This window comes from Shewanella sp. MR-4 (assembly GCF_000014685.1).
In the GTDB taxonomy this organism is placed as follows: domain Bacteria; phylum Pseudomonadota; class Gammaproteobacteria; order Enterobacterales; family Shewanellaceae; genus Shewanella.
In genome coordinates, this window is record NC_008321.1 from 431,248 (window position 1) to 455,481 (window position 24,234).

The following is a 24,234-nucleotide window of genomic DNA, read 5'->3' on the forward strand; positions in this document are numbered from 1 at the left end:
GTTGGGCTTGTGATGCAAGTGATGAAATTTTAGCTTGGCACTAATGGGAAGTCAATTTTTTGACGCAGCTATATAACTTGCTATGACTGGGTTTTACAGAGAGTGGTGCGAAAAATTGGCGTTTAAATCTGCCTTAACTAGATGTGGTATCTTAAAGCAGAATAGGCGCTGCATCTAGTACCCTTGTTTTATATATAGAAACATATTTATAACAAATCGATCTGTGTATAGACATTAAAATTTTATGAATTCTGCTAAAACGGAAGTGATTGGTTAGATTTGAGGGGCCGCAACTCCGATAGGAGAGCTGCGGCTATAGCAAATTACAGGTTAACCGCCTGGCGATAACTTTGATTCGCGTTACCTTGTTCGCCGAGTTGTTCTTGAATACGGGCAAGTGATAACCAAGACGCTTGGCTTGGGGCGAGACGACACACATTCTGCCAGCAGGTTTTAGCTTCTTTCATGTCGCGGGTTTGTTGGTACAGTAGTGCTAAGCACTTTTGGTAATCAGCATTGTTCTCATGGGTTATTTCATGTTTGAGCAATTGCTTGCGGATCTCTTCGTCATGGGCGGTGACTATTTGTGGTATCACTTCTAACAGTGCCGACTCTGGCGAGCTACGTAGCTTTTTCGAGAGTAATTTAAGCGCTTGATCTTTGCGATTGAAGCGGCATAAGCCCATGGCATATATTGCTAAAAACTCTGACTGATTACGTTCATCACGGGAGAGCCATTGCCAGCATTGCTCTAGGGCATCTTCCCCTTTAAGACTCGCAGCTTTTAACAGGGCGCAATGGGTTTCAACACTCAGTGCATTTAGCTTGGCATCCTCTAAGATCTGCCGTTTCTTCAGTATTGGCAGCAACAGCTTAAGCGCCTCCCAATCTTCTTGCGCCCGGTACAACTCTAGGGCGAGTTTCAGCACTGGGGCTTTACTCTTGCTAGTTGGGGCTAACTTATCGAGTTCCGCTCTGGCTAAGGCGAGTTCCCCTTGCTTGAGCAAGTAACGTGTACGAGTAGTCGCCACCGCATTGGCCGTCATAGGTTGGGCTTCAGCGCGGGCAAGGTATTGATCTCGCTCGGCGATTTTATTTTGATGTTGCGCAGCACGTGCAGCGGCTAACAAATTTAATGCTGGCAGTTCACCGTTGTCAGCCCCTTTAATCATGGCGCGCTCTGCCGCTGGCCAATCTTCTTCGGCAATGGCGAGTGCGCCGATTAGGGTGTGTTTCTTGGCGGAGCGGCGACGCCAATGCTGCGGGATAAAACGGCTGCGAAGCAGCAAATTAATCACAGTGATCACTAGCCATTCCAACACTTGGAACAGGGCATAGAACACGATTAACATGATGATCCCAAAGACTAAACTGGTTTCAAGCTGGTAATCACCCGCGGCAATATACACATAGCCAGTATTGCCGACAATCCAAGGGCTGATACACAGGCCTATTAATATGATCCCAAGAAATATCAATGCCTTAATCATAGCTGTGGTTCCTCTGAAGAGGTGAGTTCACCATAGCTGGTTAACTGTAATAACAGCGGTTTAGCGGCAAAGGATTTCAGCGTAATAGGGTCAAGCTCCAATGTCGCCAGTTTGTCGATTTCGGCAATCGCTTCACTAGTTTGATGGGCTTGAACATCAAAATAGGTTTGGATCCACTGGCGTGCCATCATCAGTGATTGATGATAAGCCGCTCTATCATAGCGATAGAGTGCTAGTTGCGATTGCAGCAGCTTATGGCGAATATTCTCGACCAAATACCATTTTTGCTCCGGTGCGAGCAGGGCAGGCGCATCGGCGGTTCTGTGGCGAATGGTAACAAAATCTTGGGTTAACGCCTTCCAAGTTTTACTTAGATTACTTTGCCAATCATTCAGATCGCCAGAAATGGTTGTATCTTCAGGGGCGCTTGCGTCAGCATCCGCGCGGCTGAGGGGTAACTTGTCGAGTTGGTCGATTAAGGCATCGAGAGCCAATACACTGCCTTCAATATCCGCACTCTTAATGTTTGTGGTTGCGGCAATATCCTTGGCCAGCGCCTTACGGATTGGCAGTAAAGCAGGGTTATTCATTGCGGCAATGGTTTCGTCGGCGGACTTTAGTAAGTCAGTTGCCGTACGTGGATCTTTTTCGAGCCACAGCTTACGACCTGCCATATTCACTAGGTATTCGGCTTCGGAGGCCATCCAGTGGGTTGGGCTACGCTGGGCCAGCTTATTCAACCTGTCCTGCAACTGGCTTTGATCCGTGGCGAGTTTAGCTAGCTCTTGGAAGGTTTTGGTATTCGACAGCTGTTGCTGTTCCAGTTGAGCAATGCGCTGATTAGGAACGAGTAACGCTTGCTGTAATTGATCTTGCAGGGCTAAATTTTTCGTCGCTTGCAATTGAAGCTGTTGCTGCATTTGTTGATACAGCAAGTAGCCCCCACCGAGGGTGCATGCAGTTAAACCTAACGCTAATAGCACACCGAAACGAATGGCCCAGGAGCTGCGATTCACTTGCACCACTTGGCGAGTCGCTTGGGTCGATTCAGGTTTGCTGGCTTGCGGCTTAGTATCGGCAGGTTTGACGGCTTTATCTTCGAGCTGATTGACCTGCGGTTCAGTCGCTTGGGTCTTTGCAGCAGCGTCATCGGTATTGACCGATGGAGCGGGAACTGGGGTAGCCTGTGACTCTGGGCTTTGGGCGTCGTGCTTGTTGTTATCCATTTAACAGTCCTTAAAATCATGCTACTGCCGAAATTCGAGTAAAATCGGGCTAAATAGCGCTTAGAGTTTAAGGGCGTTTAGCACGGCTTTGCTGTTGGCGGCATTGGCATTGGTGACTTGGGTTATACCAAAGGCATGAGCTTGAGCTTCTACTCGGTTACTGGGGACTATGATATGACATGAGCGCAGCCATGCAAATAACTCTTTTGGCACTAGATTAATCAGATTATCCAGTACTTCACCACTCGTTATGACGATAGTATCTATCCCAAAGTCTCGCCATTGTTGACTAACAGCGGCACCATCGAGCGGCGGGCAAGCGCGTTGATAGACTTCCCAATAGCGCACCTTCGCGCCTCTGGCATTCAGTTGCTCGGCGAGGGCTTCACGACCACCGACGCCACGAATGATAGTGATATGTTTACCTTGGATATGTTGCAGTGCTGGCAGGGTAAGCAAGCCTTCCGTTTGCTGGCAATCGTCCGGTGCTTCGAGAGCCTCAATTCCCTTTTCTTGCAGCGCTTCCCAAGTCGCATGACCCACGGCGAAATAAGGCACGCTTGGCCAGTCTTTAACTTGGGCAGTATCGACTTTAAACGCAGCATCAGCAAAGCTCACCGCATTGGCGCTGATACAGATAACCATATCGACATCGGCTAGGGGATGTGAAGTGTCAGGTGGCAGCGGAGGCGTTGCCTCAACACAGAGGAGCGGAGTAACGCAGTGGTCGATACCCTTTTCAGTTAAGGCATCGACCATGGACTGATTGCGCCCCTCGGGGCGCGTCAGTAAGACTTTCATCGTCTTAGGCTTTTGCGTAAACAGCGTCGAGGATGCTTTTGGCGCCTTTGCTGAGTAGTTCTTCAGCCAGGGCCACACCGAGTTTCGTTGCTTCGGTCTTTGGACCTGTAATCACGCCTTCGATGATTTCGCTACCATCTGGGTTACCTACGAGGCCGCGCAGTGTCATCTCATCACCGTGGATTTCGGCAAAGGCACCAATAGGTACTTGGCAGCCGCCTTCGAGGCGAGTATTCATGGCGCGCTCGGCGATCACGCGGTAGCGAGTCTCTAAGTGTTCTAAAGGTGCTAGGAGTGCTTTTACGCGTTCATCGTTAGTGCGGCACTCGATACCGACAGCACCTTGACCGTTGGCGGGTAAGGATTCTTCCGCAGAGATAAAGCTGGCGATACGCTCAGACAATTTCAGGCGGATTAAACCTGCAGCAGCCAGGATAATCGCATCGTATTCGCCGTTATCGAGTTTCGCGAGGCGAGTACCGACGTTGCCACGCAGATCTTTGATAATCAGGTCTGGACGTGAGGCGCGCAGCTGGCACTGACGACGTAGGCTTGAGGTGCCGACTGTGGCGCCAAGTGGCAACTCACTGATTGACTTATAAAGGTTAGACACAAAGGCGTCGCGCGGATCTTCGCGCTCACAAATCACTTCCAGTCCTAAGCCTTCGGGGAAATCCACTGGCACGTCCTTCATCGAGTGCACAGCGATATCGGCTTGGTCTTCCAGCATGGCGACTTCGAGTTCTTTTACGAACAGGCCCTTACCACCAACCTTAGCTAATGGGGTGTCTAAGATAACATCGCCCTTAGTGCTCATTGGCAATAGCTCCACCACGATACCTGGGTGAACGCGTTCTAATTCTGCTTTAACAAATTCTGCTTGCCACATGGCCAGCGGGCTCTTGCGGGTAGCGATACGTATGCGGTTTTCAGACATGCCTAGTTTCCATCCGAGATCTTAGTTGCGCCAATGCTAACATTGGCTATTCGTGAATGTAAGGAAGGCGTATCGATTCTTTGAAGTCGGCGGCGTTCTAAATTGGCTTAAAGTGTGACGAACTTCTCATTTGGTTGCTCAACTTTGCAAAAGTGTTAACATGAGCACACTTCTTACTCGTGCTTAAGTGTCGTGTTCTTGGATGGATCAGCAAGGTCAATTTCCTGATATTGCAGAAAGACTTAATCAAGTTCGTATCGCACGAGCTTTAGCCTTGTTGTCGCCGCTTCAAAAGCATTTGTTCCGTTTGATCCCCTTCCTTATTCAGCAGAATAGCGTCCAGTATCCCGGCTTTGTCGATGCCGACACGCCGTGTGGGATCCAAGGTTATCGTCCTGATTCACTTGAGGCACAGGCCTGTGATGTATTTAAGCTCCCCTTTATTGCCAGCGAGGTTGAAAATCCGGCCTTTGAAGGCGTTTACGCTATGGGTAGCACGGCCAGTTTTGGCCAGAATGCCAAGAGTGATGTGGATGTATGGCTAGTGCACCATGCACAGCTGTGTGATGAGGACTTAGCCTTAATCAAATTAAAAGCCGAGCGTTTAACTGCTTGGTTTGCCGAATATCAATTTGAGGTGAACTTTTACTTAGTTCACCCGCTGCAATTTTCTGGCGATAAATCGCAGCGTTCCGGTTGCCAATCGTCGATGGCCCATGAGCACAGCGGCAGTACGCAACATTGGTTATTACTTGAGGAGTTTTATCGCAGCCAAATTCGGTTAGCGGGTAAAACCATTGCATGGTGGCCCGATGCCAAGCTTAATCCTGAGCTGTTGTACCTAGGTAATGTGCACGAGCTACCGGCGAGTGAGTACTTTGGAGCGTCGCTGTGGCAGCTCTATAAAGGCCTTAATAAACCCCATAAGGCGTTGATAAAAGTACTGCTACTGGAAGCCTACGCGAGTGAATATCCTCACTCGCAGCTGTTGTGCGACAGGTTATGGCAAAAGACCTTAGCGGGGGATTTCTCCACCTCTAACGATGCCTATTACGCGATTTATGAGGTCATCGAAGCCTATCTATTAAAGCAGAATGATAATCGTCGACTTGAGATTGTGCGCCGCTGTTTTTATCTCAAATGTGGCGTGTATTTAAGTATCGCGGATCAAGGCAAAGACTGGCGCTACGCCAAAATGCAAAAGCTAGTGCAAGAATGGCAGTGGCCCGACAGCTTAATTTCGACCTTAGATGACTGTGAGCATTGGCATAGCGGACAATTGAACTGGTTCAATGAACAGCTCAACGAGTTGCTGCTGGCGAGTTACCAAACGCTGCTGCGCTTCGCCTCGACCCATGAGTTGAATGAGGGGCTCAGGATTGAAGAGTTGGGGATGCTCACCCGCAAGTTGCACACTTACTTCAGCCAAGATGAAGATCAAATTGCTAAGTTAAATCTGCTCTGGAGTCGCTCGGTCGCCGAATCTGAAGTGACCATGGTGTCTAGCGCCAAGGAAAACCAATATTACCTTTATCGTCAGGGGCCAAAGCCGCAAAATCTGTTGGGCGAATCGGCGATATGTAAGGGGAAAACTCCCTCAGCATTGATGATCTGGGCCTGCTTGAACGGCGTGTCGACGCCAGAAACCAAATGGTATGAGTTTGGCCAGAGTAAGGTTAAGTCTCGGCGCCTAACCGAGGCGGCGCGGCGGCTCTTGAACTTTATCGACCACGACTGGCGGGTGTCGAAACTCGACCTATGCCAGCCCTGGCATTTTAGAAAGCTGATTTTTGTTCTTAATCTCGACTGCGACCCTACCGTCCACTGGCATGGGCAAGAGATGATGGTCGATGTGATGAATGCCAACGTGTTTTCATTGGGCCGTAAGAAGGAAAATATGCTCGGCGCCCTCGATGCCATCTGTCTCAATAGTTGGGGAGAGTGGCAATGCCACCGTTTTGAGGGCGAAACCGCAGTATTGCAGGCGCTATCGTTTGTCACACCGGGATTAAGGCGAGCGACCCATCCGGTGGATATGGATGTGATTAGCTGCTCACAAAAACTCAGGCCTCAGCTTAAGTTAGCGGTGAAAAACCTGCTGAAACAAACTGTGCGCCTATGTCAGCAAGTGCAACAATCGAGCACTTTAGTGCAGCCGCTGCAAATCAGTCATACCCGTTATGGGATCTTCTTTAACCCCTTGGGGATGGCGTATCAGGACTTGAGTGATGCTAAATCCTTCTATCAGCAGTTGTCACGCAGTCATTTGGTGCAATTGCCTCGGCCCGAGTTGGGCGACGATCCTTTTTCGAGTATGCCAAAAATTATTCAGAACTTCGCGGCTAAAGGAGCGATTCAATATTTTCTGCGCCAGCGGCCCGAAAGTTTGGATGTGTTTATTCTCGATGAAGATAATCAGCTCAGCCATTATGTGCAGCCTGGCTCGAATATGATGGAGTTGGTGAACAAAGTGAGTCATCACTATGTATTTGATGAGTATTATGCTTCGAAGGCGAGGTTTAATATTCCGCAGTTTTTCCATCTCGTGCGGGTAGCGGGCGAGTTGACTGTCATGCCCTTTGGGGTCGATATCAATAACGCTAACGTGGAGTTTTAAGCGGGAATAGCTCCCGCTTGTTAAAGCTGCACGCGCTTATTAGAAGCTCAGTGCGATACCGCTCTGGCGAAGGATTGAGTCCTGTACAAAGGGCATAAACTCGCCACCATTACGGCCATCAATCCATTTACCATCAACAAAACCAAAGTGATAGCCACCGAAACGGGTTGCAACCCAAATCTCATGCAAAGGCTCTTGTTTGTTGATAACAATTTTCGAACCATCGACAAATTCCAGCTGTAACACGTTACCGCTGGCATCAATATCGACATCGGCGTCTTGTTCATCAATTGCGGTTTCGATAGCGGTCTCTATCGCTTGGAACATGTCATCGGCGAGCTGGTGAAATTCTGTATCTGTCATGGCCATGCATTTCTGTCCTTTGCTTTCGTCAAGATGGGTGCGATTATAAGGCTATTAGTCACCAGATGCACAGATGTTGAGAAAAATGAGACTGTTTTTATTGTTATTGCTTGGTAGCCTATTCATTACAGCATGCGGTCAAAAAGGCCCCCTGTATAAATCCTCTCCCGCAGAGGTGAGTCAGCCTACAGAAATTAAGGCGCCGAAGAGTGAGGCAACCCCTGCCGAGCCGGCGGAGCCTCAAGCTGAAACTGAAAAAACACAATAATAATCAGCATAATTACAACAAAGCGCAGTAAGGAATCGGACATTGGATCACTTTCTCTACCAAGACAATACCCTGTACGCCGAAGGCTGTCGGGTCAATGATTTAGCCCAGCAGTATGGCACGCCATTGTATATCTATTCCCGTGCGACGCTCGAACGTCACTGGCATGCGTTTAACAATGCGGTGGCCGACCATCCACATTTAGTGTGTTACGCGGTGAAAGCCAACTCGAACTTAGCCGTGCTAAACGTCTTGGCTCGTTTAGGCAGTGGTTTTGATATTGTCTCGGGCGGAGAGTTAGCGCGGGTGATTGAAGCCGGTGGCGACCCGGCCAAAGTGGTATTTTCGGGCGTGGGTAAAACCGTTGCCGAAATGGAACAGGCACTTAACCTCGGTATTTATTGCTTTAATGTCGAATCGAGCGCCGAGCTTGAGCAGTTAAATCAGGTCGCGGGCCGCTTAGGTAAAATTGCTCCCGTGTCATTGCGGGTGAATCCCGATGTCGATGCCGGTACGCATCCTTATATTTCGACGGGCCTTAAAGAGAACAAATTTGGTATCGCTATGGATGAGGCCGAAGTTGTATTCGCCCGTGCCCATGCGCTGCCACATTTACAGGTAAAAGGGGTCGATTGCCACATTGGTTCACAACTGACTGAGATCCAGCCTTTCCTCGATGCGATGGACAGAATGTTAGCCCTTATCGACCGTTTGGCCGAGCAAGGCATTGTGATTGAACACTTCGATGTGGGTGGTGGTTTAGGGGTGACCTATGATGATGAAACCCCGCCACATCCTGATGTTTACGCCGCAGCCCTGCTCGCGCGTTTAGGCGATCGCAAGCTCAAGTTAATTTTCGAGCCGGGTCGTGCCATTGCCGCTAACGCGGGTATTTTCGTCACGCAGGTGCTGTACCTTAAAGAAAACAGCGATAAACGTTTTGCGATTGTCGACGGCGCGATGAACGACTTAATTCGTCCCGCACTCTATAGCGCTTGGCAAAATATCATTCCGGTAAATCCAAGGGATGAACAAGCGCAAGTATTTGATATCGTAGGGCCTGTGTGCGAAACCGGTGACTTTTTAGGTAAAGACAGAGCACTTGCGATTGCGGCAGGGGATTTATTGGTTGTGCGCTCGAGCGGTGCCTACGGTTTTGCCATGGCCTCTAACTATAACACTCGTCCCCGTGCGGCCGAGGTGATGGTCGATGGTGACAAGGCTTATCTGGTGCGTGAGCGAGAAAAATTAGCGCAGCTCTGGCAAGGTGAGCAACTCCTGCCGTAAACTAGAAAATTATATTGATTCAGGCGCTTGGCTAGTTAATGGCGGCGCCTAGGCTTAAAGGATAAGTATCTTGATCCAATTCACTAAGATGCACGGACTGGGCAACGATTTTATGGTGGTCGATGGTGTCACGCAGAACGTGTTCTTTTCGCCTGAGCAGATCCGCCGTTTAGCCGACCGTAACTTTGGTGTCGGTTTCGATCAACTTTTACTGGTTGAGCCGCCCTATGATCCCGATTTGGATTTTCACTATCGTATCTTTAATGCCGACGGTGGTGAGGTCGAAAACTGCGGCAATGGCGCCCGTTGTTTTGCGCGCTTTGTTCGTAATAAAGGGCTGACGAATAAGAATAAAATTCGTGTAAGTACCTCGGCGGGTAAGATGACTCTGCGCCTCGAACGTGACGGTACTGTGACTGTGAATATGGGCGTGCCTGTGCTCGATCCTAGCCAAATTCCTTTCAAAGCCAAGAAGGCCGAAAAAACCTATCTGCTGCAAACGTCGCAACAAACCTTTTTATGTGGCGCGGCGTCGATGGGTAACCCCCATTGCGTGCTCGATGTGGAAGATGTTGCTAACGCTAATGTCGCCGAGATTGGTGCACTGCTCACTAAGCATGAGCGTTTTCCGCGCGGAGTAAACGTCGGCTTTATGCAGGTAGTGAACTCGGGCCATATCAAGCTTAGAGTTTATGAACGCGGTGCGGCCGAGACTTTAGCCTGTGGTACTGGGGCTTGTGCCGCTGTGGTGGTTGGGCAAATCCAAGGCAAACTCGATCAACAGGTACGTGTCGACTTGCCCGGGGGCACCTTAACCATCAATTGGGAAGGCGAAGGCAAACCCCTGTGGATGACGGGGCCAGCGCAGCACGTTTACGATGGACAAATTCAGTTATGACCGAGCCTTTGATGCCGCAGACCGATCTTCCCTTCGATGAGTTGATTATTCGCGAGTACCTACTCGATAACCCAGACTTTTTTAATCGTTATCCCGAGCTGTTACTTGCGATGCGCTTACCCCATTCGGAGCGCGGCGCGATTTCCTTGGTCGAGCGTCGTCAAGAGTTACTGCGCCAACGGGTTGGGCAACTCGAAGAAGAAATCACCAGTCTGCTGGCGATGGCAGCGCGCAATGAAAAGATATTCCTCTTTAATACCGAGCTGTCTTTTAAATTACTCAATTGCGTTAATTTAGAAGCCCTTAAAGAAGTGCTGGCCGATAGTTTAAAGACGCAGTTTAATTTTACCCATGTGCGCCTGATCAGCGTGTTAGATGCTGATGTGGAGATGCAAGTGATTTGGGCTCAGCGTTTGCGCAAGGATTACTACTTTGGCCGGTTAACCCAGCAAGAAGCGAAACGCCTGTTTGGTAGCGAAGTGGGCTCTGTCGCGTTAGTGAAATTAGCCGATGAGATCCCGATGATTTTTGCCGTTGCTAGCCAAGATGCGGCGCATTTCCATCCCGATATGGACAATATGTTGCTCGAACAATTGCGCCGATTACTCGCACATATGCTGGCCAAGCTTTAAGGTACATGGTTCGCCTTGCCTCAATTGCATAATGATGAGGAGATGGAGATGACCCCGCAGTGTCAGTCCTATTTGCAGCAGTTTGAAACCTATATGCAGTCTGAGCGCCAGTTATCGGCGCATACGGTTCGCAATTATATGTACGAATTGCAGCGGGGAAGCGAGTTACTGCCAGAGGGCGTCGATCTGCTCAATGTGGGTCGTGAGCATTGGCAACAGGTGCTTGCTAAGCTGCATCGCAAGGGCTTGAGCCCGCGCTCGCTATCATTGTGGTTGTCGGCCATCAAACAGTGGGGAGAATTTTTATTGCGCTCAGGCGTGATTGAACTTAATCCTGCCAAGGGGCTGAGTGCGCCCAAACAAGCCAAACCGTTACCGAAGAATATCGATGTCGATTCTATCTCGCATCTGCTCGCGATTGAGGGCAATGATCCGCTGACCCTGCGTGATAAAGCCATTATGGAGCTGTTTTACTCTAGTGGATTGCGCTTGGCTGAACTGGCGGCGCTGGACTTATCCAGCGTGCAATACGACCAGCATGAAGTGCGCGTGTTAGGCAAAGGCAACAAAGAGCGCATCGTCCCCGTTGGGCGTTACGCCATAGAGGCCATCAGTGCTTGGCTTAAGTGCCGCAAACAAATTTCCTGTGAAGATAATGCATTGTTTGTCACGGAGAAGGGCAAGCGTTTGTCCCATCGCAGTATTCAGGCGCGCATGAGCAAATGGGGTCAGGAGCAGGCGCTTTCTATGCGGGTGCATCCCCATAAGTTACGCCATTCCTTTGCGACGCACATGCTGGAATCCAGTGCCGATTTGCGGGCGGTGCAGGAATTATTGGGTCACGAAAACCTGTCGACCACGCAAATTTATACCAGTTTAGATTTCCAACACTTAGCTAAGGTGTATGATAACGCCCATCCTAGAGCGAAAAAACAACAGGATAAATAATGCGTTGTTATCTTAGACCCCAGAATATTCGTGCGATCAGCTTCGATCTCGACGATACCTTATACGATAACGAGCCTCATATTCTGAATGCCGAAGCTGAGCTAACACAGTTTTTGCATCAGGCTTTTCCGCTGACTCAGGCTTGGCAACCGCAGCAATGGCGACTGCTCAAGTTACAGTTGCTACAGCAAAATCCAGCCTTAGCCCATGACACCTCGGCGGCGCGAATTGCGACTCTGCATAAAGGCCTTTCGCTGCTCGGTTATAGCGAGTCGGAGGCAAAACGGGGCGCGCAGGAAGGTTTGGATTGTTTTTATTTCCATCGCAGCCATTTTCAGGTTTCAGACGAAGTCTTGGCACTGCTCACGCGCTTATCGGCCCATTTTCGGTTGATTGGTATCACCAATGGTAATGTGGACGCACAACGCATTGGCTTGAGTGAGGTGTTCGAGTTTGTGCTGCATCCTGGTAGTGGTGTGCGGATGAAGCCTGCTAAAGATATGTTTTCACAAGCCTGTGAAAGGCTGGATATCGGTTTAGATGAACTGCTGCACGTGGGTGATAGTATGAATGCCGATGTTCGCGGTGCGCGCTTAGCGGGCTGCCAGTCGGTCTGGCTCAACCCGAGTTTTGGCCGCGTGGCGTCGTTGCCCATTGCTGCACTGTTACCCCATATGGAAATTGCGACCCTCGATGCTCTGCTGGAGATCTTGTTGCCTTAATTTGGTTTAGGAAAGTTGAGCTAAGTTATCCGCTGAATTAAGCGATAGCTTAAGGTGATAAGGATCAAAGATTGCTTCACGGCTTTGCCGTAGAGTGTTCGATATATTCACTCGGTTGTTACGCCATCACTGTCAAGGAACTGCTATGGTGCGTTTAAGTCTGTTGCTCCTCTTGAGTCTCTCGTTTATTGCCCCTGCGTCGGCGCACGAAATCCACTCCGGTGGTGGTTTTATGGCGGGCTTTAACCATCCCGTTTTAGGTTTTGACCATCTCCTTGCCATGCTGAGTGTGGGCATGCTCAGTACTCAATTGGGCGGCCGCGCCATTTGGACTGTGCCCTTAGCCTTTGTGTGTTTTATGTTGGTCGGTGGCATTTTAGGCCTGTATGCGATTCCGGTGCCCTTTGTCGAAATTGGCATTGCCCTATCTGTCTTATTGCTTGGGCTGGCGATAGCTTTTGACCGCCAACTTCCGCTGTTGTTTGCCATGGCTTTTGTGGGCGTGTTTGCGATTTTCCACGGCCATGCCCATGGGATGGAAATGCCCGAACTCGCCAGTCCCATACTCTATGCCTTCGGTTTCTTGTTTGGCACTGCGGTCATTCATCTTGGTGGGGTCATGTTAGGATTAGGCATGCAGCGCGTGACGGGCCAGCGCAGCTTAATGCGGGTATCGGGCGTTGCGATTGCCGCCATGGGTGGATATTTACTCGCTGGCTTTTAATGGCTTAACGCGCCTTGAGTTGCTTAGTGCAATGATGGGCGCGGCGCAGCATTTGCGTGACCTGTCTTCGGCTGGCGTGCATGTCGGCATCCCCAACGCGAAAATAAGTCCCCGCATAAGGATCTGTGCCGATAAACACGGGCTTTAGGTGCTCTGGCGCGAGTGGCACGCGAATCCTTATCAGCTTTTTATTCATAATTTCAATTAGCTGTACATCAGAAATCGCCAGGATATTATGGCTGGTGCGGCTTGGATCATCGAGGATTTCCCAAAACTCCTGCAACACGGGCAGGGGATTCGGAATGCCTTCAATGGTGAAATGACCATGTTCTTCACGCACCCCGAGGATAATCTCGCCACCTAAGGTGTTAGCGAAGGAGCTATAGGTCGCCCAAATATCTTCGGGGAGCTGACCTTGACCATCGCGGCCCCGCGCGAGTTTGAACTCCACTTGGGCGGACTCATGCAGTGAACCAATATCATCGAGTGCGAATGTTGGGTATGTCATGGCGGCGGCTCCTTGCGTAGCACACCACTTTTTGTAACACGCCAAAATAACAAAGGCCAGCAGTTGTGCTGGCCTTTGTTGTGAATCAGCAGTCTGTACTAGGCGAGTTGTAGCGCCTTAGGGAAGAGAATGTTGTTCTCTAAATGGATGTGTCGGTGCAAGTCTGCCTCAAATTCGACCAGAGTCGCGTAACAAACGCGCCATGTGGTGCAGGCGTATTCCGGCGGCGTAAAGTCATTGGTTAACTCGTGTAGCTTTTGCAAAATTTGCCCAGCTTCTTCGTGCTCGTATTGCATCGCATTGATGGGGTTGCCTATATGGCCAAAACAACCTTGCACTTGTTCACCTTGGCTCATGGCGCGGATCGCCGGGAAGAGGATATTTTCTTCCTTCATCAAATGCGGCATTAAGTCTTCAATTAAGGCGCGCACCCAGCCAGCGAAGGGAATAATCTCGGCATAATGCTCACCATGGGCGCGAACCATTTTCTCTGAATATTCGAGCAATAACGGCGCCTTAGCGCGAACGTATTGATGGTGGGTACGCTCGATATAATCGATCAACTGGTCGAGTGGCAATTGATTGAGTTCATCTTCTTTAGCTCCCGAGTGGGAAACGGCCTCCAGTGCGGCGACGACTTGCTCAGGATTGGCCTCTGCTCGCTCGCAGGCATTAACGAGTGCTCGACCACCCCCGCAGCAGAAATCGATACCAAATTGGCTAAACACGTGGGCGCGGCGAAAATCCTCTGCGACCAATTCCCCCACTTTGCGTTCAAGCCATGGGGTGATTGAGGCTGACGGTGCTTCAACTGGGTTTTCGGATGAGAGATGGGCAGATAACATAGCAACACTCCAAAGCGAGAATAATTTTACATGCATAATATTTGCAGCTTTATATTCGCGCAATAAATCCTGACTAAATTAGTCGGGCATATCACATTTCATGCTGTGAAATATCTCTAAGGGAGTAGCTTTAGGTCAGCGCTGTTCTATTACTTTGCTGTGGCAGGGAATTGTCGCTAATAAAGCAAAAAGGCGAGTCATTGCTGACTCGCCTTTTTAATACAACAGCTTAATCCTTGCGGATTAGTTCATGCCGTATTTCTTTAATTTTTTACGCAGAGTACCACGGTTGATACCTAGCATGTTTGCTGCGCGGGTTTGGTTGCCGCGAGTGTGTTGCATGATGATGTCAAGCAGAGGTGCTTCAACTTCACTTAGCACCATTTCATACACTTCTTGTGCTTCCTGACCGTCCAACTGTGCGAAGAAGTTAGTTACGGCACGCTTAACAGCGTCACGTAATAACTGGGGCTTGATAGTGCCGTTTGCGGTTTCGATTTTGCCAACGGTAAGCTGGTGAACTTCTGTGTTAGTTGTCTGATCAAACATTCTATTCTGCTCTTTATTAATTCTGTACTAATTCATCAAAATAATATTCCACCAGGGAATACTGTTCTGCAGCGGTTTCCAGCTGATTAAAGTCAGCCCGAAATTGGCGCTGATCCTCTTGGTCTAGGTACCATCCAATATGCTTTCTGGCGAAGCGGATACCCTTATATTCACCATACAAATCATAAAGTTTGGTGAGGTGTTCCAGCATCACTTGACGCTGTTCAGCCACCTCAATGGGCGCTAGCTTATTACCCGTATCCAAGTAGTGCTGGATTTCTCTGAAAATCCAAGGCCGTCCTTGAGCACCCCGTCCTATCATCAGAGCATCGACACCGGTATAGTCCAGCACGAAGCGGGCTTTCTCCGGACTGTCGATATCCCCATTCGCGACAACAGGAATCGAGACATTCTGTTTAATTGCTTTGATGGTGTCGTACTCGGCGTCGCCTCTGTACATGCATTGTCTCGTGCGGCCGTGAACGGCGAGCGAGGCGATACCACAATCCTCTGCAATCTGGGCGATTTGAACACCGTTCCTGTGTTCAGGCTCCCAGCCTGTGCGAATCTTTAACGTGACAGGCACCTCTACTGCAGCGACCACGGCTTGTAAAATTTCTTTCACTAAGGGTGGATTTTGCATTAGGGCAGAACCTGCCAGCTTTTTATTCACTTTTTTTGCCGGGCATCCCATGTTGATATCAATGATGTGGGCACCTTGTTCGACGTTGAACTGGGCGGCCTGCGCCATTAACTCTGGATCTGCACCTGCAATTTGCACTGAGCGAATACCTTCCTCGCCGGAATGCGTCATACGCTGGCGGCTCTTATCTGTGTCCCAAACTTCAGGATTCGATGAAAGCATCTCCGACACCGCTAAGGCTGCGCCATAACGAAGACAGAGATTACGGAAAGCTTGATCGGTGACACCTGCCATTGGTGCCACGATCAGCTGATTCTTCAGTTGATAGGGTCCAATCTGCATTTACTGTTTCACCTTAGCTCTTCAAAGGGGCGCTATAGTAGCCCTTTTTATTGGCCGTGAAAAGGTCAATAAATGACCTAGGAGCAATTTTTTTTCTTGACTTTTTAGCCTTGAGAAGTCATCGACAAAATAAGCCTAAGCCAGTGGTGGCGCATGTTGCGCCACCCTTTAGCGTTATTTGCGCTTACCTGTCAAGCGGCTCCAATCTTCTTTGTGAGCGGCTTCGTCCATATCAAACCATTGGCTATAGAAGTCAGAGATTTCTTGCGCTTGCTCTTTAAGCAGTCCAGAGAGGGCTAATTTACCGCCAGATTTGACGCGCTCGGCGATAAGGGGGGCAAGTTCACGCAGTGGGCCTGCGAGAATATTGGCAACTAACACATCGGCCTTAAGATCGGCGGGTTGATCTTCTGGCAGATAAAGTGCTAATTGGTCGGCAACATCGTTACGCTCGGCATTGGCTTTAGAGGCTTCGATGGCTTGATAGTCGATATCGATACCTGTGACCTTTTTTGCGCCCAGTTTCAGCGCCGCCACGGCAAGAATGCCTGAGCCACAGCCAAAGTCGATCACTTCTTCATTGCTGAGATCTAAGCTATCTAACCACTCTAAACACAGTGCTGTCGTTGGGTGAGTGCCTGTGCCGAAGGCCAGGCCCGGATCTAAGATCACGTTCACTGCGCTCGGATCGGGAACTTCACGCCAGCTTGGGCAAATCCATAGGCGTTTACCGAATTGGATTGGGTGGTAGTTATCCATCCACTCGCGAACCCAGTCTTTATCTTCAATTTGCTCGATTTTGTGGCTGAAGTGCTCGCCTAAAAACGGCAGGGTTTTCAGCATCTCGATAGTCGGTGCGAGATCCGTGTCCGCCTCGAACAGGGCAACTACTACGGTATCTTGCCACAGAGGGGTTTCGCCCAGTTTAGGCTCAAAAATCGGGGTGTCTTTACCATCTTCAAAGGTAATAGAAACGGCGCCTTCTTCCATAAGTAAGTCGCTGATGGTTTCAGCATCGTCACTGTTAGTGTTAATGCGAAGTTGGATCCAAGGCATGGGTAAAATCCTGTGGCTAGGTTTAAAAAATATCGCGCTATTGTATACCCAAACTGCGCTAATTTGCAGAATTCGATGGCAATTAAACGTGAGTGATGGTGATGAGGTGGGTTGAGGGATTCGTGCTAAAAATCTAGGGAGTTTTGGGTAGTAAACGAGGTTTATTTCAGCATGGACAAGGAGTTAGCTTGTCAGCTGTTGGTTGTACGCAAAATCGAACCGCTCGTTTCGATTTTTAATATAAAGCCATGAAATATAATGGTTAATTGGTTTTACCTTTGTTTGGTTTTTACGACTTTTTTGTGATCCTCTTCTAAGAGTTGACGCTTATCCCGTGAGTTGCCTCACGCTTTAAATCTGTGACACTCAGCCGCGTTTTTTGTAGCTGCTATGGTGTAGTTTGCAAAGAGGCGTCAACAAACCATTAAAGGGTAAAAGCAAGATGACAAGCGTAACGCGCGTTCACACTAGCGTGAAAACACAGGGGATAGGTCACCCTTGGTCGGCTAAGGCCGATAGATTACAGAGCGCGACTGGTATTATGCTGGGCTGCTTTCTGTTGTTACATATGCATTTCGAGTCGAGCATTCTGCTGGGTAAAGAGGCCTTTTACCATGTGGTGCAGTTGCTCGAAGGCGGTATGTTTAGCAGTACAGGCCATGGCTTTCCGATTGTCACTAAAGTCTTCTCTGTGTTTATGCTGCTCGTGGTGATTTTACATGCAGCCGTTGCTCTTAGGCGGTTTCCGGCGCAGCTTGGGCAGTGGCGAGCGTTGCGATCACATTTAGGTGGCATTAAACATCGCGATACCCATGCTTGGTTTTGGCAGTTGATCACGGGTTTTATTCTGTTTTTCTTGGTGCCTGTCCACCTCTTTACCATGATCTTAAATCCTGAAATTGGTCCACATTTATCGGCCGAGCGTGTCTATCACGATAATGCTTGGTTGCTCTACGCTCTGTTGCTGCCCGCAGTCGTCATCCACGCCATGATTGGTTTATACCGAGTGGCGGTTAAATGGGGCATCACGACCCAGCGCTCTGGCTTACGTAAGCTTGCTAAGGTATTGATTATCTATTTGTTATGCCTAGGTGGTGCGAGCTTAGTCTCCTATATGTTTATCGGTAGTGAGCTAAGTGTGCCGGTGCAGCCTTACGTGCCCCATTGATTGAAATCCAATTCTGCTGCGTTTATCCCTGATGGATTTGGGCGCAGCAGGATTTTGTTTCGCTGCTAATATTTAAGCATTCGATTAATTATTCGCCTCCTAGTTGATCTAACTCAGGTTTTTTGATGGATTTGTGAGCGATATTAATTTTCGAGGACAACTTATTAAGCAGGGCTCTTAGGAGCCTGCGGCGCGAGGCGAAAGCAATGGCAATCAAACTAAGTATAAAAAAATGGAGTGCGTGGCTGGATTTAAGCCAGAGTTTGTCGGGTGTCATTCTGGCGGTGTTTTTGTGGACCCACTTAGTGCTGGTGTCGTCCATTTTATTGGGTGGCGATGCCATGAACTGGGTGGCTCGCACTATGGAGCTGAGTTTTCTCTCCAGTGATGGTCATGGCTATCCCTGGGTGGTGACTTGTATTGCCGTCGGTATTGCCGCCCTAGCATTGGTGCATGTGATTGTTGCACTGCAAAAGTTACCCATGAGTTTGCGCCAGCAAAGAGCGCTAAAACAACAGATGCAAGTGATTAATCACAGTGATACACGCCTCTGGCGTTGGCAGGCCATTACGGGCGTGGTGATCCTGTTATTGCTGCCAGTGCATCTATGGCTTATTGGCTCGGCGCCAGAAACCATAGGCCCGCAGGGCAGTGCAGAGCGGATTTGGAATCAAGGCGTGTGGATGGTGTATCTGCCACTATTGCTGACGGTGGAGTTACATGCGGCCATCGGGATTTACCGCGTAGCACTGAAGTGGGGTGCGGCGCGGGATCTCAATAGTCGCAGCCGTTTACGTAAGATTAAAACCATTGTGAGTATCGCGTTTGTCACTGTAGGGATTGCCTCCTTATTGGCATTTTTACCCCACGCGAGTTAGCGAATATAACAAAAGAGTGTTGTCCTAAAACAATAACAGCAGTACCCGTTAAGGAGCAGGCGTGAAACTGATTTATACCGATTCATTAGTGGTTGGTGCCGGATTGGCTGGCCTGAGGGTGGCCATTGCCTCTAAAGAGCGCGGGTTAGATACCTTAGTGCTTTCGCTTATTCCCGCCAAACGTTCTCACTCCGCTGCAGCGCAGGGGGGAATGCAGGCCAGTCTTGGCAATGCCGTCAAAGGCATGGGCGATGATGAAGACGTGCATTTTCAAGATACGGTGAAAGGATCGGACTGGGGCTGCGATCAAGAAGTCGCCAGAATGTTTGCCCATTGTGCACCTAAGGCGGTGCGTGAATTAGCCAACTGGGGCGTGCCTTGGACACGTGTGACTGCAGGCCCAAGGGAAGTGATTGTTAACGCCCAAAAAGTCACATTGCAGGAAGCCGAAGAAGCCCACGGTCTGATCAATGCTCGCGACTTTGGCGGCACTAAAAAGTGGCGCACCTGCTATACCGCCGACGGTACAGGTCACTCCTTACTCTATGCCATGGATAACAAAGCGATTTCGTTGGATATTCCTGTTCACGAGCGCGTTGAAGCACTGGCGATAATCCACGATGGTCAACGCTGTCACGGAGTGATTGCCCGCTGTTTAATCACGGGCGAGCTGCGTGCCTATGTGGCTAAATCGACCACGATCGCCACCGGTGGCTATGGCCGTATTTATGAAGTCTCAACCAATGCGATTATCTGCGAGGGTATAGGTCAGGCGCTGGCGCTCGAAACGGGGGTCGCGACCCTTGGCAACATGGAAGCGGTACAGTTCCACCCAACGGCAATTGTGCCCGTGGGGATTTTAACCACAGAAGGTTGCCGCGGTGATGGTGGCTTGCTGCGGGATAAAGACGGTTACCGTTTTATGCCGGACTATGAGCCAGAGAAGAAAGAACTGGCGTCGCGGGACGTGGTGTCTCGCCGCATGACCGAACATATGCGTAAAGGTAAGGGCGTCGATAGTCCCTATGGCCCACATTTATGGCTCGATATCACCCTGCTTGGGCGCAAGCATATCGAAACCAACCTGCGTGAAGTGCAGGAGATTTGCGAAAACTTCCTCGGTATCGATCCCGCGAAGGATTGGATCCCCGTTCGTCCAACTCAGCACTATTCCATGGGCGGGATCCGCACTAAGGCAACGGGCGAGAGTCCGCAGCTTAAGGGCTTATTCAGCGTGGGTGAGGCGGCCTGTTGGGATATGCATGGCTTTAACCGATTGGGCGGCAACTCGCTCGCCGAAACTGTGGTTGGCGGCATGATTATCGGCAAATATGTGGCTGATTTTTGTGAGAATAACAGTCTTGAAATCGACACTCAGCTTGCCGAAAAGTTTATGCGGCAGGTACAGACTGAAATTGACACCTTAGTCGATGGTGAAGGTCATGAAAGTCCCTTTGAACTTAAGCGCGAAATGCAGCGGATTATGATGGATTACGTGGGGATTTTCCGTAATGGCCCAGAACTCGATAAGGCGGTGACAGAGCTAAAGGTGCTGCTTGAACGCTCACGTAAGCTCGGAGTTAAGTGTAAGAAACGCCATGCCAATCCTGAGCTAGTAGAAGCACTAAGGGTAAAGCGGATGCTTAAGGTGGCGTTAACGGTGGCCTGTGGCGCAGCAGCGCGTACCGAGAGCCGTGGTGCCCACGCCCGTGAGGATTATCCGCAGCGTAATGACAGAGACTGGCTCAACCGTACTCTCGCAAGTTGGCCCGATGCCGAGGCGTTGGCCCCCGTTTTAAGCTACGAGCCGCTGGATGTGATGAAGATGGAGTTGCCGCCGGGATACCGGGGTTACGGTATCGATAATGCCATTGTTCACCCTGATACCGCTAAACGCGAGCAGCAAATTGCCGAGATTTTGGCCGGGCTGGGTGATGATGCTGACCGTTACCAGCGCCAAACGGCGCTGATGCCCTTCGAGCTGCCGCCTAGCCTGCAAGCAAAAAATGAACGTTTAAGTGATACCTTACAAAGACCATCTGCCAATGCGCTAGGAGAAAAATCATAATGAGCCAAGGTCGCCAGCTAACCTTTAATATTTTTCGTTATGATCCGCAGGAGCCAAACGATAAGCCGAAGATGGTGCGTTATCAGCTCACCGAAACGCCGGGAATGACGGTATTTATCGCACTCAATAAACTTAGAGAAGAGCAAGATACGTCGTTGCAGTTTGACTTTGTCTGTCGTGCGGGGATCTGCGGTAGTTGCGCCATGGTGATCAATGGTTTCCCTACTTTGGCTTGCCGTACTTTAACCGCCAAATATCCTAAGGGCGAGATCACCCTGATGCCACTGCCAGGCTTTGAATTGATTGGTGATTTATCAGTTAACACGGGTAAGTTTATGCGTGAACTCGCCGAGCGATTAAAGCTGTGGTTACACCCTAAGGCGAATGATATCAGCATCCACCGCCTCGAAGAACCGATGGCGCCTGAGGAAGCGGCGCGTCTCTATGAATTAGAGCGCTGCGTCGAGTGTGGGGTTTGTGTGTCAGCCTGTGCGACTAAGCAAATGCGTGAAACCTTTGTCGGCGCAGTAGGGATGATGAAAATCGCCCGCTTTGAACTCGATAGCCGCGATGCACGCACGGCTGAAGACTTTTACCATGTGATTGGTAATCAGGATGGCGTGTTTGGTTGCATGACCTTGCTCGGCTGCCAAGACAACTGTCCGAAGGATTTACCCCATATGCAGCAGATTGCCTATCTGCGCCGTAAAATGGCGATGACCTTGGTTTAAAATCTCTTTAGCTGTTTGATTCAACATAAAAAGCGCCTTCGTAGGCGCTTTTTATGTGTGGGTCTTAACAGGCATAAGTCTTATGAATATTAACCTGCTTAACCAATCCCTCTGAGGCCGCTAAAAAAGTATTAAAGTGCGGACTTGCCATATGTTCGTCCAGTGCAGCTTGGGATTGCCACACTTCATACACCCAAAATTGGTTGGCATCATCTAAGGCATTATGCAGTGTGTATTCTATGCAACCTGCCTCAGTGCGGGTATCACTCACCAACTGTTTGAGCACCCTAAACAACGCATCGCTTTGGCCCGAATGTGCTTGGACTTGCGCAAAAACCGTGATTTTCATTGGCTAAATCCTTCCAGCACAATTTTCCCAATCGCTTTGCCCGACTCTATTTGGGTATGGGCTTTTAGCAAATTCTGTGCATTGATGGTGCCGTAATGTTCACCAAAGGTGCTTTGGAGTGTGCCTGCATCGATAAGTTCGGCGATACGATTCAGCAGGTGATGCTGGGCAATCATGTCTTCAGTTTGATACAGGCTGCGGGTAAACATAAGTTCCCAATGTAGTGACAGGCTTTTACGCTTAAGTTTCATTACATCTAAGGGGCCGACAGGATCGTCAATCAGCGCCAGCTTGCCTTGCGGTCTGAGGACTTTTACGATTTCGTCAAAATGTTTATCGGTTTGGGTCAGGCTAATCACATGGGTGACATCGGCAATATCCAACTTTGCCAGTTCCTGCGAGAGTGGCTGTTGGTGATTGATAACCTGATTAGCGCCTAACTTTTTCACCCAAGCGGCAGATTCTGGGCGTGATGCCGTGCCAATCACCTCGGCGCCTGTCAGTTTGACCGCAAGCTGAGTGATGATAGAACCTACGCCGCCTGCGGCACCTATAATCAAAATCCGCGCATTCGTGGCCGAGCCATCCTGAGGTAAGCCTAAACGGTCAAACAGTAATTCCCAAGCCGTGATACTGGTTAGTGGCAGGGCGGCAGCCTGGGCATTGTTTAAGGTTTGAGGTTTATGGCCAACGACGCGCTCATCCACTAACTGGTATTCGGCATAGCTGCCGCTGCGGCTAATATCGCCGGCATACCAGACTTCATCGCCCACCTTAAACAGGCTAACTTTATCCCCTACGGCTTTAACGACACCGACCGCATCCCAACCGAGGATTTTATATTCCCCTGCTGGAGCTGAGCTTGATATGCGGATTTTGGTATCGACGGGGTTAACGGATATGGCTTTCACCTCAACTAACAGGTCAAAACCTTGTGGTGTTGGTTCGGGTAAGGTGATGTTCTGTAATGCATTGGGTGCATCGATGGTTCCCGCGGTTTGATAACCTATGGCTTTCATATTCTTCCTCTATGGTGACTCGTGTCTGTACTTGTCAATGGCAACTATTGTGTGGAATATTAAAGCCTAGATAAACGGGGTAAACTTTGTAATTTTTTCAAAGGATTTTTGAAAATCATGCTGCTGAATGATCTCGCACTATTTGTTCGCGTTGCCGATTGCGGCAGTATTTCTGCAGCGGCTGCCGAGATGGAGCTTTCTGCGGCTTCGGCCAGTGCAGCGATTAAACGCCTAGAAAAACAGCTTGATACTAGTTTATTTGTGCGCACGACCCGTAGCCTTAGGTTAACCGCCCAAGGTGAGCGTTATCTAATCCATTGCCGCCGTGCCTTAAGTGATCTCGCCCTCGGAGAGCAGGCGATCGCCAGCGATAAAGGCAAGATATCTGGCACCTTGAGCCTATCGGTTTCATCCGACTTTGGGCGCAACTTATTTGTCCCTTGGCTCGATGACTTCCTGTTAGATTTTCCGCAGCTACAAGTACGTTTGCATTTAGGCGATAACATCAGCAGCTTTTACCACGACAAAATCGATGTCGCGGTGCGTTACGGTAAGCCGCAGGATTCAAATCAGGTCGCCTTCCCGATTTGTTCTGTTGATAGGGTGTTATGTGCTTCGCCTGAATATCTAGCAAAGTTTGGCAAACCCGAAACCTTAGAGCAGCTAACTCAACACAATTGCTTGTTTTATAAGTTAGATGATAGAACCCATGACCAATGGCAATTTGAACGGGATGGGCAAGAATTTAAAATCCGCGTCACGGGGAATCGTAGTGCGAACGATGCGGAAATTGCACGCCGCTGGGCAGTTGCAGGGAAGGGCTTAGTATTTAAATCGAGCCTAGATCTGGCTGAAGATATTATGGCGGGGCGCCTTGTGCCCTTGCTGCCTGAATATCGAGGAGAGGCGGTTAATCTATACTTAGTGTGCCCTGGGCGTGAGCATGTCACACCCGTCGTGCTATTGCTGCGCGAAATGCTTAGACAACAGACCCAAACTTTAAGCCGTGCCTTGGTGGTGTATTTAAAATCTTAAACGCAGTTTACACGCCATTTGAATTCAAACCTGATTTGAACCTTTGATGTTTAGCGATGAAGCGACGATGGCTATGCCCCGTTAAAGGCTGTTTAATGTCGGAGGATTCTGTTCGAGAAATGGCTAACAA

At 49.6% G+C, this 24,234-nt stretch carries 25 protein-coding genes; 13 read left to right on the plus strand and 12 right to left on the minus strand.

The window, feature by feature from the left end; all coding sequences use genetic code 11:
• Nucleotides 1-323 precede the first annotated feature (323 nt).
• The 4 genes from SHEWMR4_RS02055 to hemC are packed head-to-tail and all read right to left on the minus strand — an operon-like array spanning nucleotide 324 to nucleotide 4,454.
• Nucleotides 324-1,490 carry a heme biosynthesis HemY N-terminal domain-containing protein gene (locus tag SHEWMR4_RS02055; protein WP_011621191.1) on the minus strand — a complete coding sequence of 389 codons (1,167 nt, stop codon included), beginning with the start codon at nucleotides 1,488-1,490 and terminating at the stop codon, nucleotides 324-326.
• Nucleotides 1,487-2,716: a uroporphyrinogen-III C-methyltransferase gene (locus SHEWMR4_RS02060; protein WP_011621192.1), complete on the minus strand. Its 1,230-nt coding sequence runs from the start codon at nucleotides 2,714-2,716 to the stop codon at nucleotides 1,487-1,489. The genes SHEWMR4_RS02055 and SHEWMR4_RS02060 overlap by 4 nt, the downstream gene beginning before the upstream one ends.
• Before the next feature lie 60 nt (nucleotides 2,717-2,776).
• A complete protein-coding gene (locus tag SHEWMR4_RS02065; protein WP_041408674.1) occupies nucleotides 2,777-3,517 on the minus strand; it encodes a uroporphyrinogen-III synthase in 741 nt (246 codons plus the stop codon).
• A 4-nt stretch (nucleotides 3,518-3,521) separates the two neighbouring features.
• Nucleotides 3,522-4,454 carry a hydroxymethylbilane synthase gene (gene hemC, locus SHEWMR4_RS02070; protein WP_011621194.1) on the minus strand — a complete coding sequence of 311 codons (933 nt, stop codon included), beginning with the start codon at nucleotides 4,452-4,454 and terminating at the stop codon, nucleotides 3,522-3,524.
• Nucleotides 4,455-4,656: 202 nt separating this feature from the next.
• Between hemC and SHEWMR4_RS02075 the strand changes: the two genes are divergently transcribed.
• Nucleotides 4,657-7,071 carry a class I adenylate cyclase gene (locus tag SHEWMR4_RS02075; protein WP_011621195.1) on the plus strand — a complete coding sequence of 805 codons (2,415 nt, stop codon included), beginning with the start codon at nucleotides 4,657-4,659 and terminating at the stop codon, nucleotides 7,069-7,071.
• A gap of 39 nt (nucleotides 7,072-7,110) precedes the next feature.
• Here the strand turns inward: SHEWMR4_RS02075 and cyaY are convergent, their stop codons facing one another.
• On the minus strand, nucleotides 7,111-7,440 hold the full coding sequence (gene cyaY, locus SHEWMR4_RS02080; protein WP_011621196.1) for an iron donor protein CyaY: 330 nt from the start codon (nucleotides 7,438-7,440) through the stop codon (nucleotides 7,111-7,113).
• Nucleotides 7,441-7,507: 67 nt separating this feature from the next.
• On the opposite strand from cyaY, the gene lptM reads away from it, so the two are divergent.
• From lptM to SHEWMR4_RS02115, 7 genes are all read left to right on the plus strand, one after another.
• Complete coding sequence (gene lptM, locus SHEWMR4_RS02085) at nucleotides 7,508-7,702, plus strand: LPS translocon maturation chaperone LptM (RefSeq protein WP_041408675.1); 195 nt, start codon at nucleotides 7,508-7,510, stop codon at nucleotides 7,700-7,702.
• Between the two features lie 42 nt (nucleotides 7,703-7,744).
• A complete protein-coding gene (lysA, locus tag SHEWMR4_RS02090; protein ID WP_011621197.1) occupies nucleotides 7,745-8,989 on the plus strand; it encodes a diaminopimelate decarboxylase in 1,245 nt (414 codons plus the stop codon).
• A gap of 70 nt (nucleotides 8,990-9,059) precedes the next feature.
• Nucleotides 9,060-9,887 carry a diaminopimelate epimerase gene (dapF, locus tag SHEWMR4_RS02095; protein ID WP_011621198.1) on the plus strand — a complete coding sequence of 276 codons (828 nt, stop codon included), beginning with the start codon at nucleotides 9,060-9,062 and terminating at the stop codon, nucleotides 9,885-9,887.
• Nucleotides 9,884-10,519 (plus strand): DUF484 family protein, encoded by a 636-nt coding sequence (locus SHEWMR4_RS02100; protein ID WP_011621199.1) that lies wholly within the window; start codon nucleotides 9,884-9,886, stop codon nucleotides 10,517-10,519. Before dapF ends, SHEWMR4_RS02100 begins: the two co-directional genes overlap by 4 nt.
• Nucleotides 10,520-10,567: 48 nt before the next feature.
• Nucleotides 10,568-11,467: a tyrosine recombinase XerC gene (xerC, locus tag SHEWMR4_RS02105; protein WP_011621200.1), complete on the plus strand. Its 900-nt coding sequence runs from the start codon at nucleotides 10,568-10,570 to the stop codon at nucleotides 11,465-11,467.
• A complete protein-coding gene (locus SHEWMR4_RS02110; RefSeq protein ID WP_011621201.1) occupies nucleotides 11,467-12,189 on the plus strand; it encodes an HAD-IA family hydrolase in 723 nt (240 codons plus the stop codon). Before xerC ends, SHEWMR4_RS02110 begins: the two co-directional genes overlap by 1 nt.
• A gap of 145 nt (nucleotides 12,190-12,334) precedes the next feature.
• Entirely contained in the window at nucleotides 12,335-12,913 is a 579-nt protein-coding gene (locus SHEWMR4_RS02115; RefSeq protein WP_011621202.1) for a HupE/UreJ family protein, read from the plus strand.
• Between the two features lie 4 nt (nucleotides 12,914-12,917).
• Here the strand turns inward: SHEWMR4_RS02115 and SHEWMR4_RS02120 are convergent, their stop codons facing one another.
• The 5 genes from SHEWMR4_RS02120 to prmA form a co-directional block, all read right to left on the minus strand.
• Nucleotides 12,918-13,421, minus strand: a complete 504-nt coding sequence (locus SHEWMR4_RS02120) for a helix-turn-helix domain-containing protein (RefSeq protein WP_011621203.1) — start codon at nucleotides 13,419-13,421, stop codon at nucleotides 12,918-12,920.
• Between the two features lie 98 nt (nucleotides 13,422-13,519).
• On the minus strand, nucleotides 13,520-14,266 hold the full coding sequence (gene ric / locus SHEWMR4_RS02125) for an iron-sulfur cluster repair di-iron protein (protein ID WP_011621204.1): 747 nt from the start codon (nucleotides 14,264-14,266) through the stop codon (nucleotides 13,520-13,522).
• A 243-nt stretch (nucleotides 14,267-14,509) separates the two neighbouring features.
• On the minus strand, nucleotides 14,510-14,815 hold the full coding sequence (gene fis / locus SHEWMR4_RS02130; protein WP_006083371.1) for a DNA-binding transcriptional regulator Fis: 306 nt from the start codon (nucleotides 14,813-14,815) through the stop codon (nucleotides 14,510-14,512).
• A gap of 16 nt (nucleotides 14,816-14,831) precedes the next feature.
• Complete coding sequence (gene dusB / locus SHEWMR4_RS02135; protein ID WP_011621205.1) at nucleotides 14,832-15,800, minus strand: tRNA dihydrouridine synthase DusB; 969 nt, start codon at nucleotides 15,798-15,800, stop codon at nucleotides 14,832-14,834.
• Between the two features lie 174 nt (nucleotides 15,801-15,974).
• Nucleotides 15,975-16,856 carry a 50S ribosomal protein L11 methyltransferase gene (gene prmA / locus SHEWMR4_RS02140; protein ID WP_011621206.1) on the minus strand — a complete coding sequence of 294 codons (882 nt, stop codon included), beginning with the start codon at nucleotides 16,854-16,856 and terminating at the stop codon, nucleotides 15,975-15,977.
• A 442-nt stretch (nucleotides 16,857-17,298) separates the two neighbouring features.
• On the opposite strand from prmA, the gene SHEWMR4_RS02145 reads away from it, so the two are divergent.
• From SHEWMR4_RS02145 to SHEWMR4_RS02160, 4 genes are all read left to right on the plus strand, one after another.
• Nucleotides 17,299-18,024, plus strand: coding sequence for a fumarate reductase cytochrome b subunit (locus SHEWMR4_RS02145; protein WP_011621207.1), 726 nt, complete (start codon nucleotides 17,299-17,301; stop codon nucleotides 18,022-18,024).
• A 206-nt stretch (nucleotides 18,025-18,230) separates the two neighbouring features.
• On the plus strand, nucleotides 18,231-18,902 hold the full coding sequence (locus SHEWMR4_RS02150; protein ID WP_011621208.1) for a fumarate reductase cytochrome b subunit: 672 nt from the start codon (nucleotides 18,231-18,233) through the stop codon (nucleotides 18,900-18,902).
• 61 nt (nucleotides 18,903-18,963) lie between these two features.
• Nucleotides 18,964-20,970, plus strand: coding sequence for a fumarate reductase flavoprotein subunit (locus tag SHEWMR4_RS02155; RefSeq protein WP_011621209.1), 2,007 nt, complete (start codon nucleotides 18,964-18,966; stop codon nucleotides 20,968-20,970).
• On the plus strand, nucleotides 20,970-21,701 hold the full coding sequence (locus SHEWMR4_RS02160) for a fumarate reductase iron-sulfur subunit (protein ID WP_011070759.1): 732 nt from the start codon (nucleotides 20,970-20,972) through the stop codon (nucleotides 21,699-21,701). The genes SHEWMR4_RS02155 and SHEWMR4_RS02160 overlap by 1 nt, the downstream gene beginning before the upstream one ends.
• A gap of 64 nt (nucleotides 21,702-21,765) precedes the next feature.
• On the opposite strand, the gene SHEWMR4_RS02165 is transcribed toward SHEWMR4_RS02160, so the two are convergent.
• Both SHEWMR4_RS02165 and SHEWMR4_RS02170 read right to left on the minus strand, forming a co-directional pair.
• Nucleotides 21,766-22,050 (minus strand): putative quinol monooxygenase, encoded by a 285-nt coding sequence (locus SHEWMR4_RS02165; RefSeq protein WP_011621210.1) that lies wholly within the window; start codon nucleotides 22,048-22,050, stop codon nucleotides 21,766-21,768.
• Nucleotides 22,047-23,069: a zinc-binding alcohol dehydrogenase family protein gene (locus tag SHEWMR4_RS02170; RefSeq protein WP_011621211.1), complete on the minus strand. Its 1,023-nt coding sequence runs from the start codon at nucleotides 23,067-23,069 to the stop codon at nucleotides 22,047-22,049. Before SHEWMR4_RS02170 ends, SHEWMR4_RS02165 begins: the two co-directional genes overlap by 4 nt.
• 117 nt (nucleotides 23,070-23,186) lie before the next feature.
• Here SHEWMR4_RS02170 and SHEWMR4_RS02175 point away from each other — a divergent pair, with 117 nt between their 5' ends.
• Nucleotides 23,187-24,104 carry a LysR family transcriptional regulator gene (locus SHEWMR4_RS02175; RefSeq protein ID WP_011621212.1) on the plus strand — a complete coding sequence of 306 codons (918 nt, stop codon included), beginning with the start codon at nucleotides 23,187-23,189 and terminating at the stop codon, nucleotides 24,102-24,104.
• The last annotated feature ends 130 nt before the right edge of the window (nucleotides 24,105-24,234 follow it).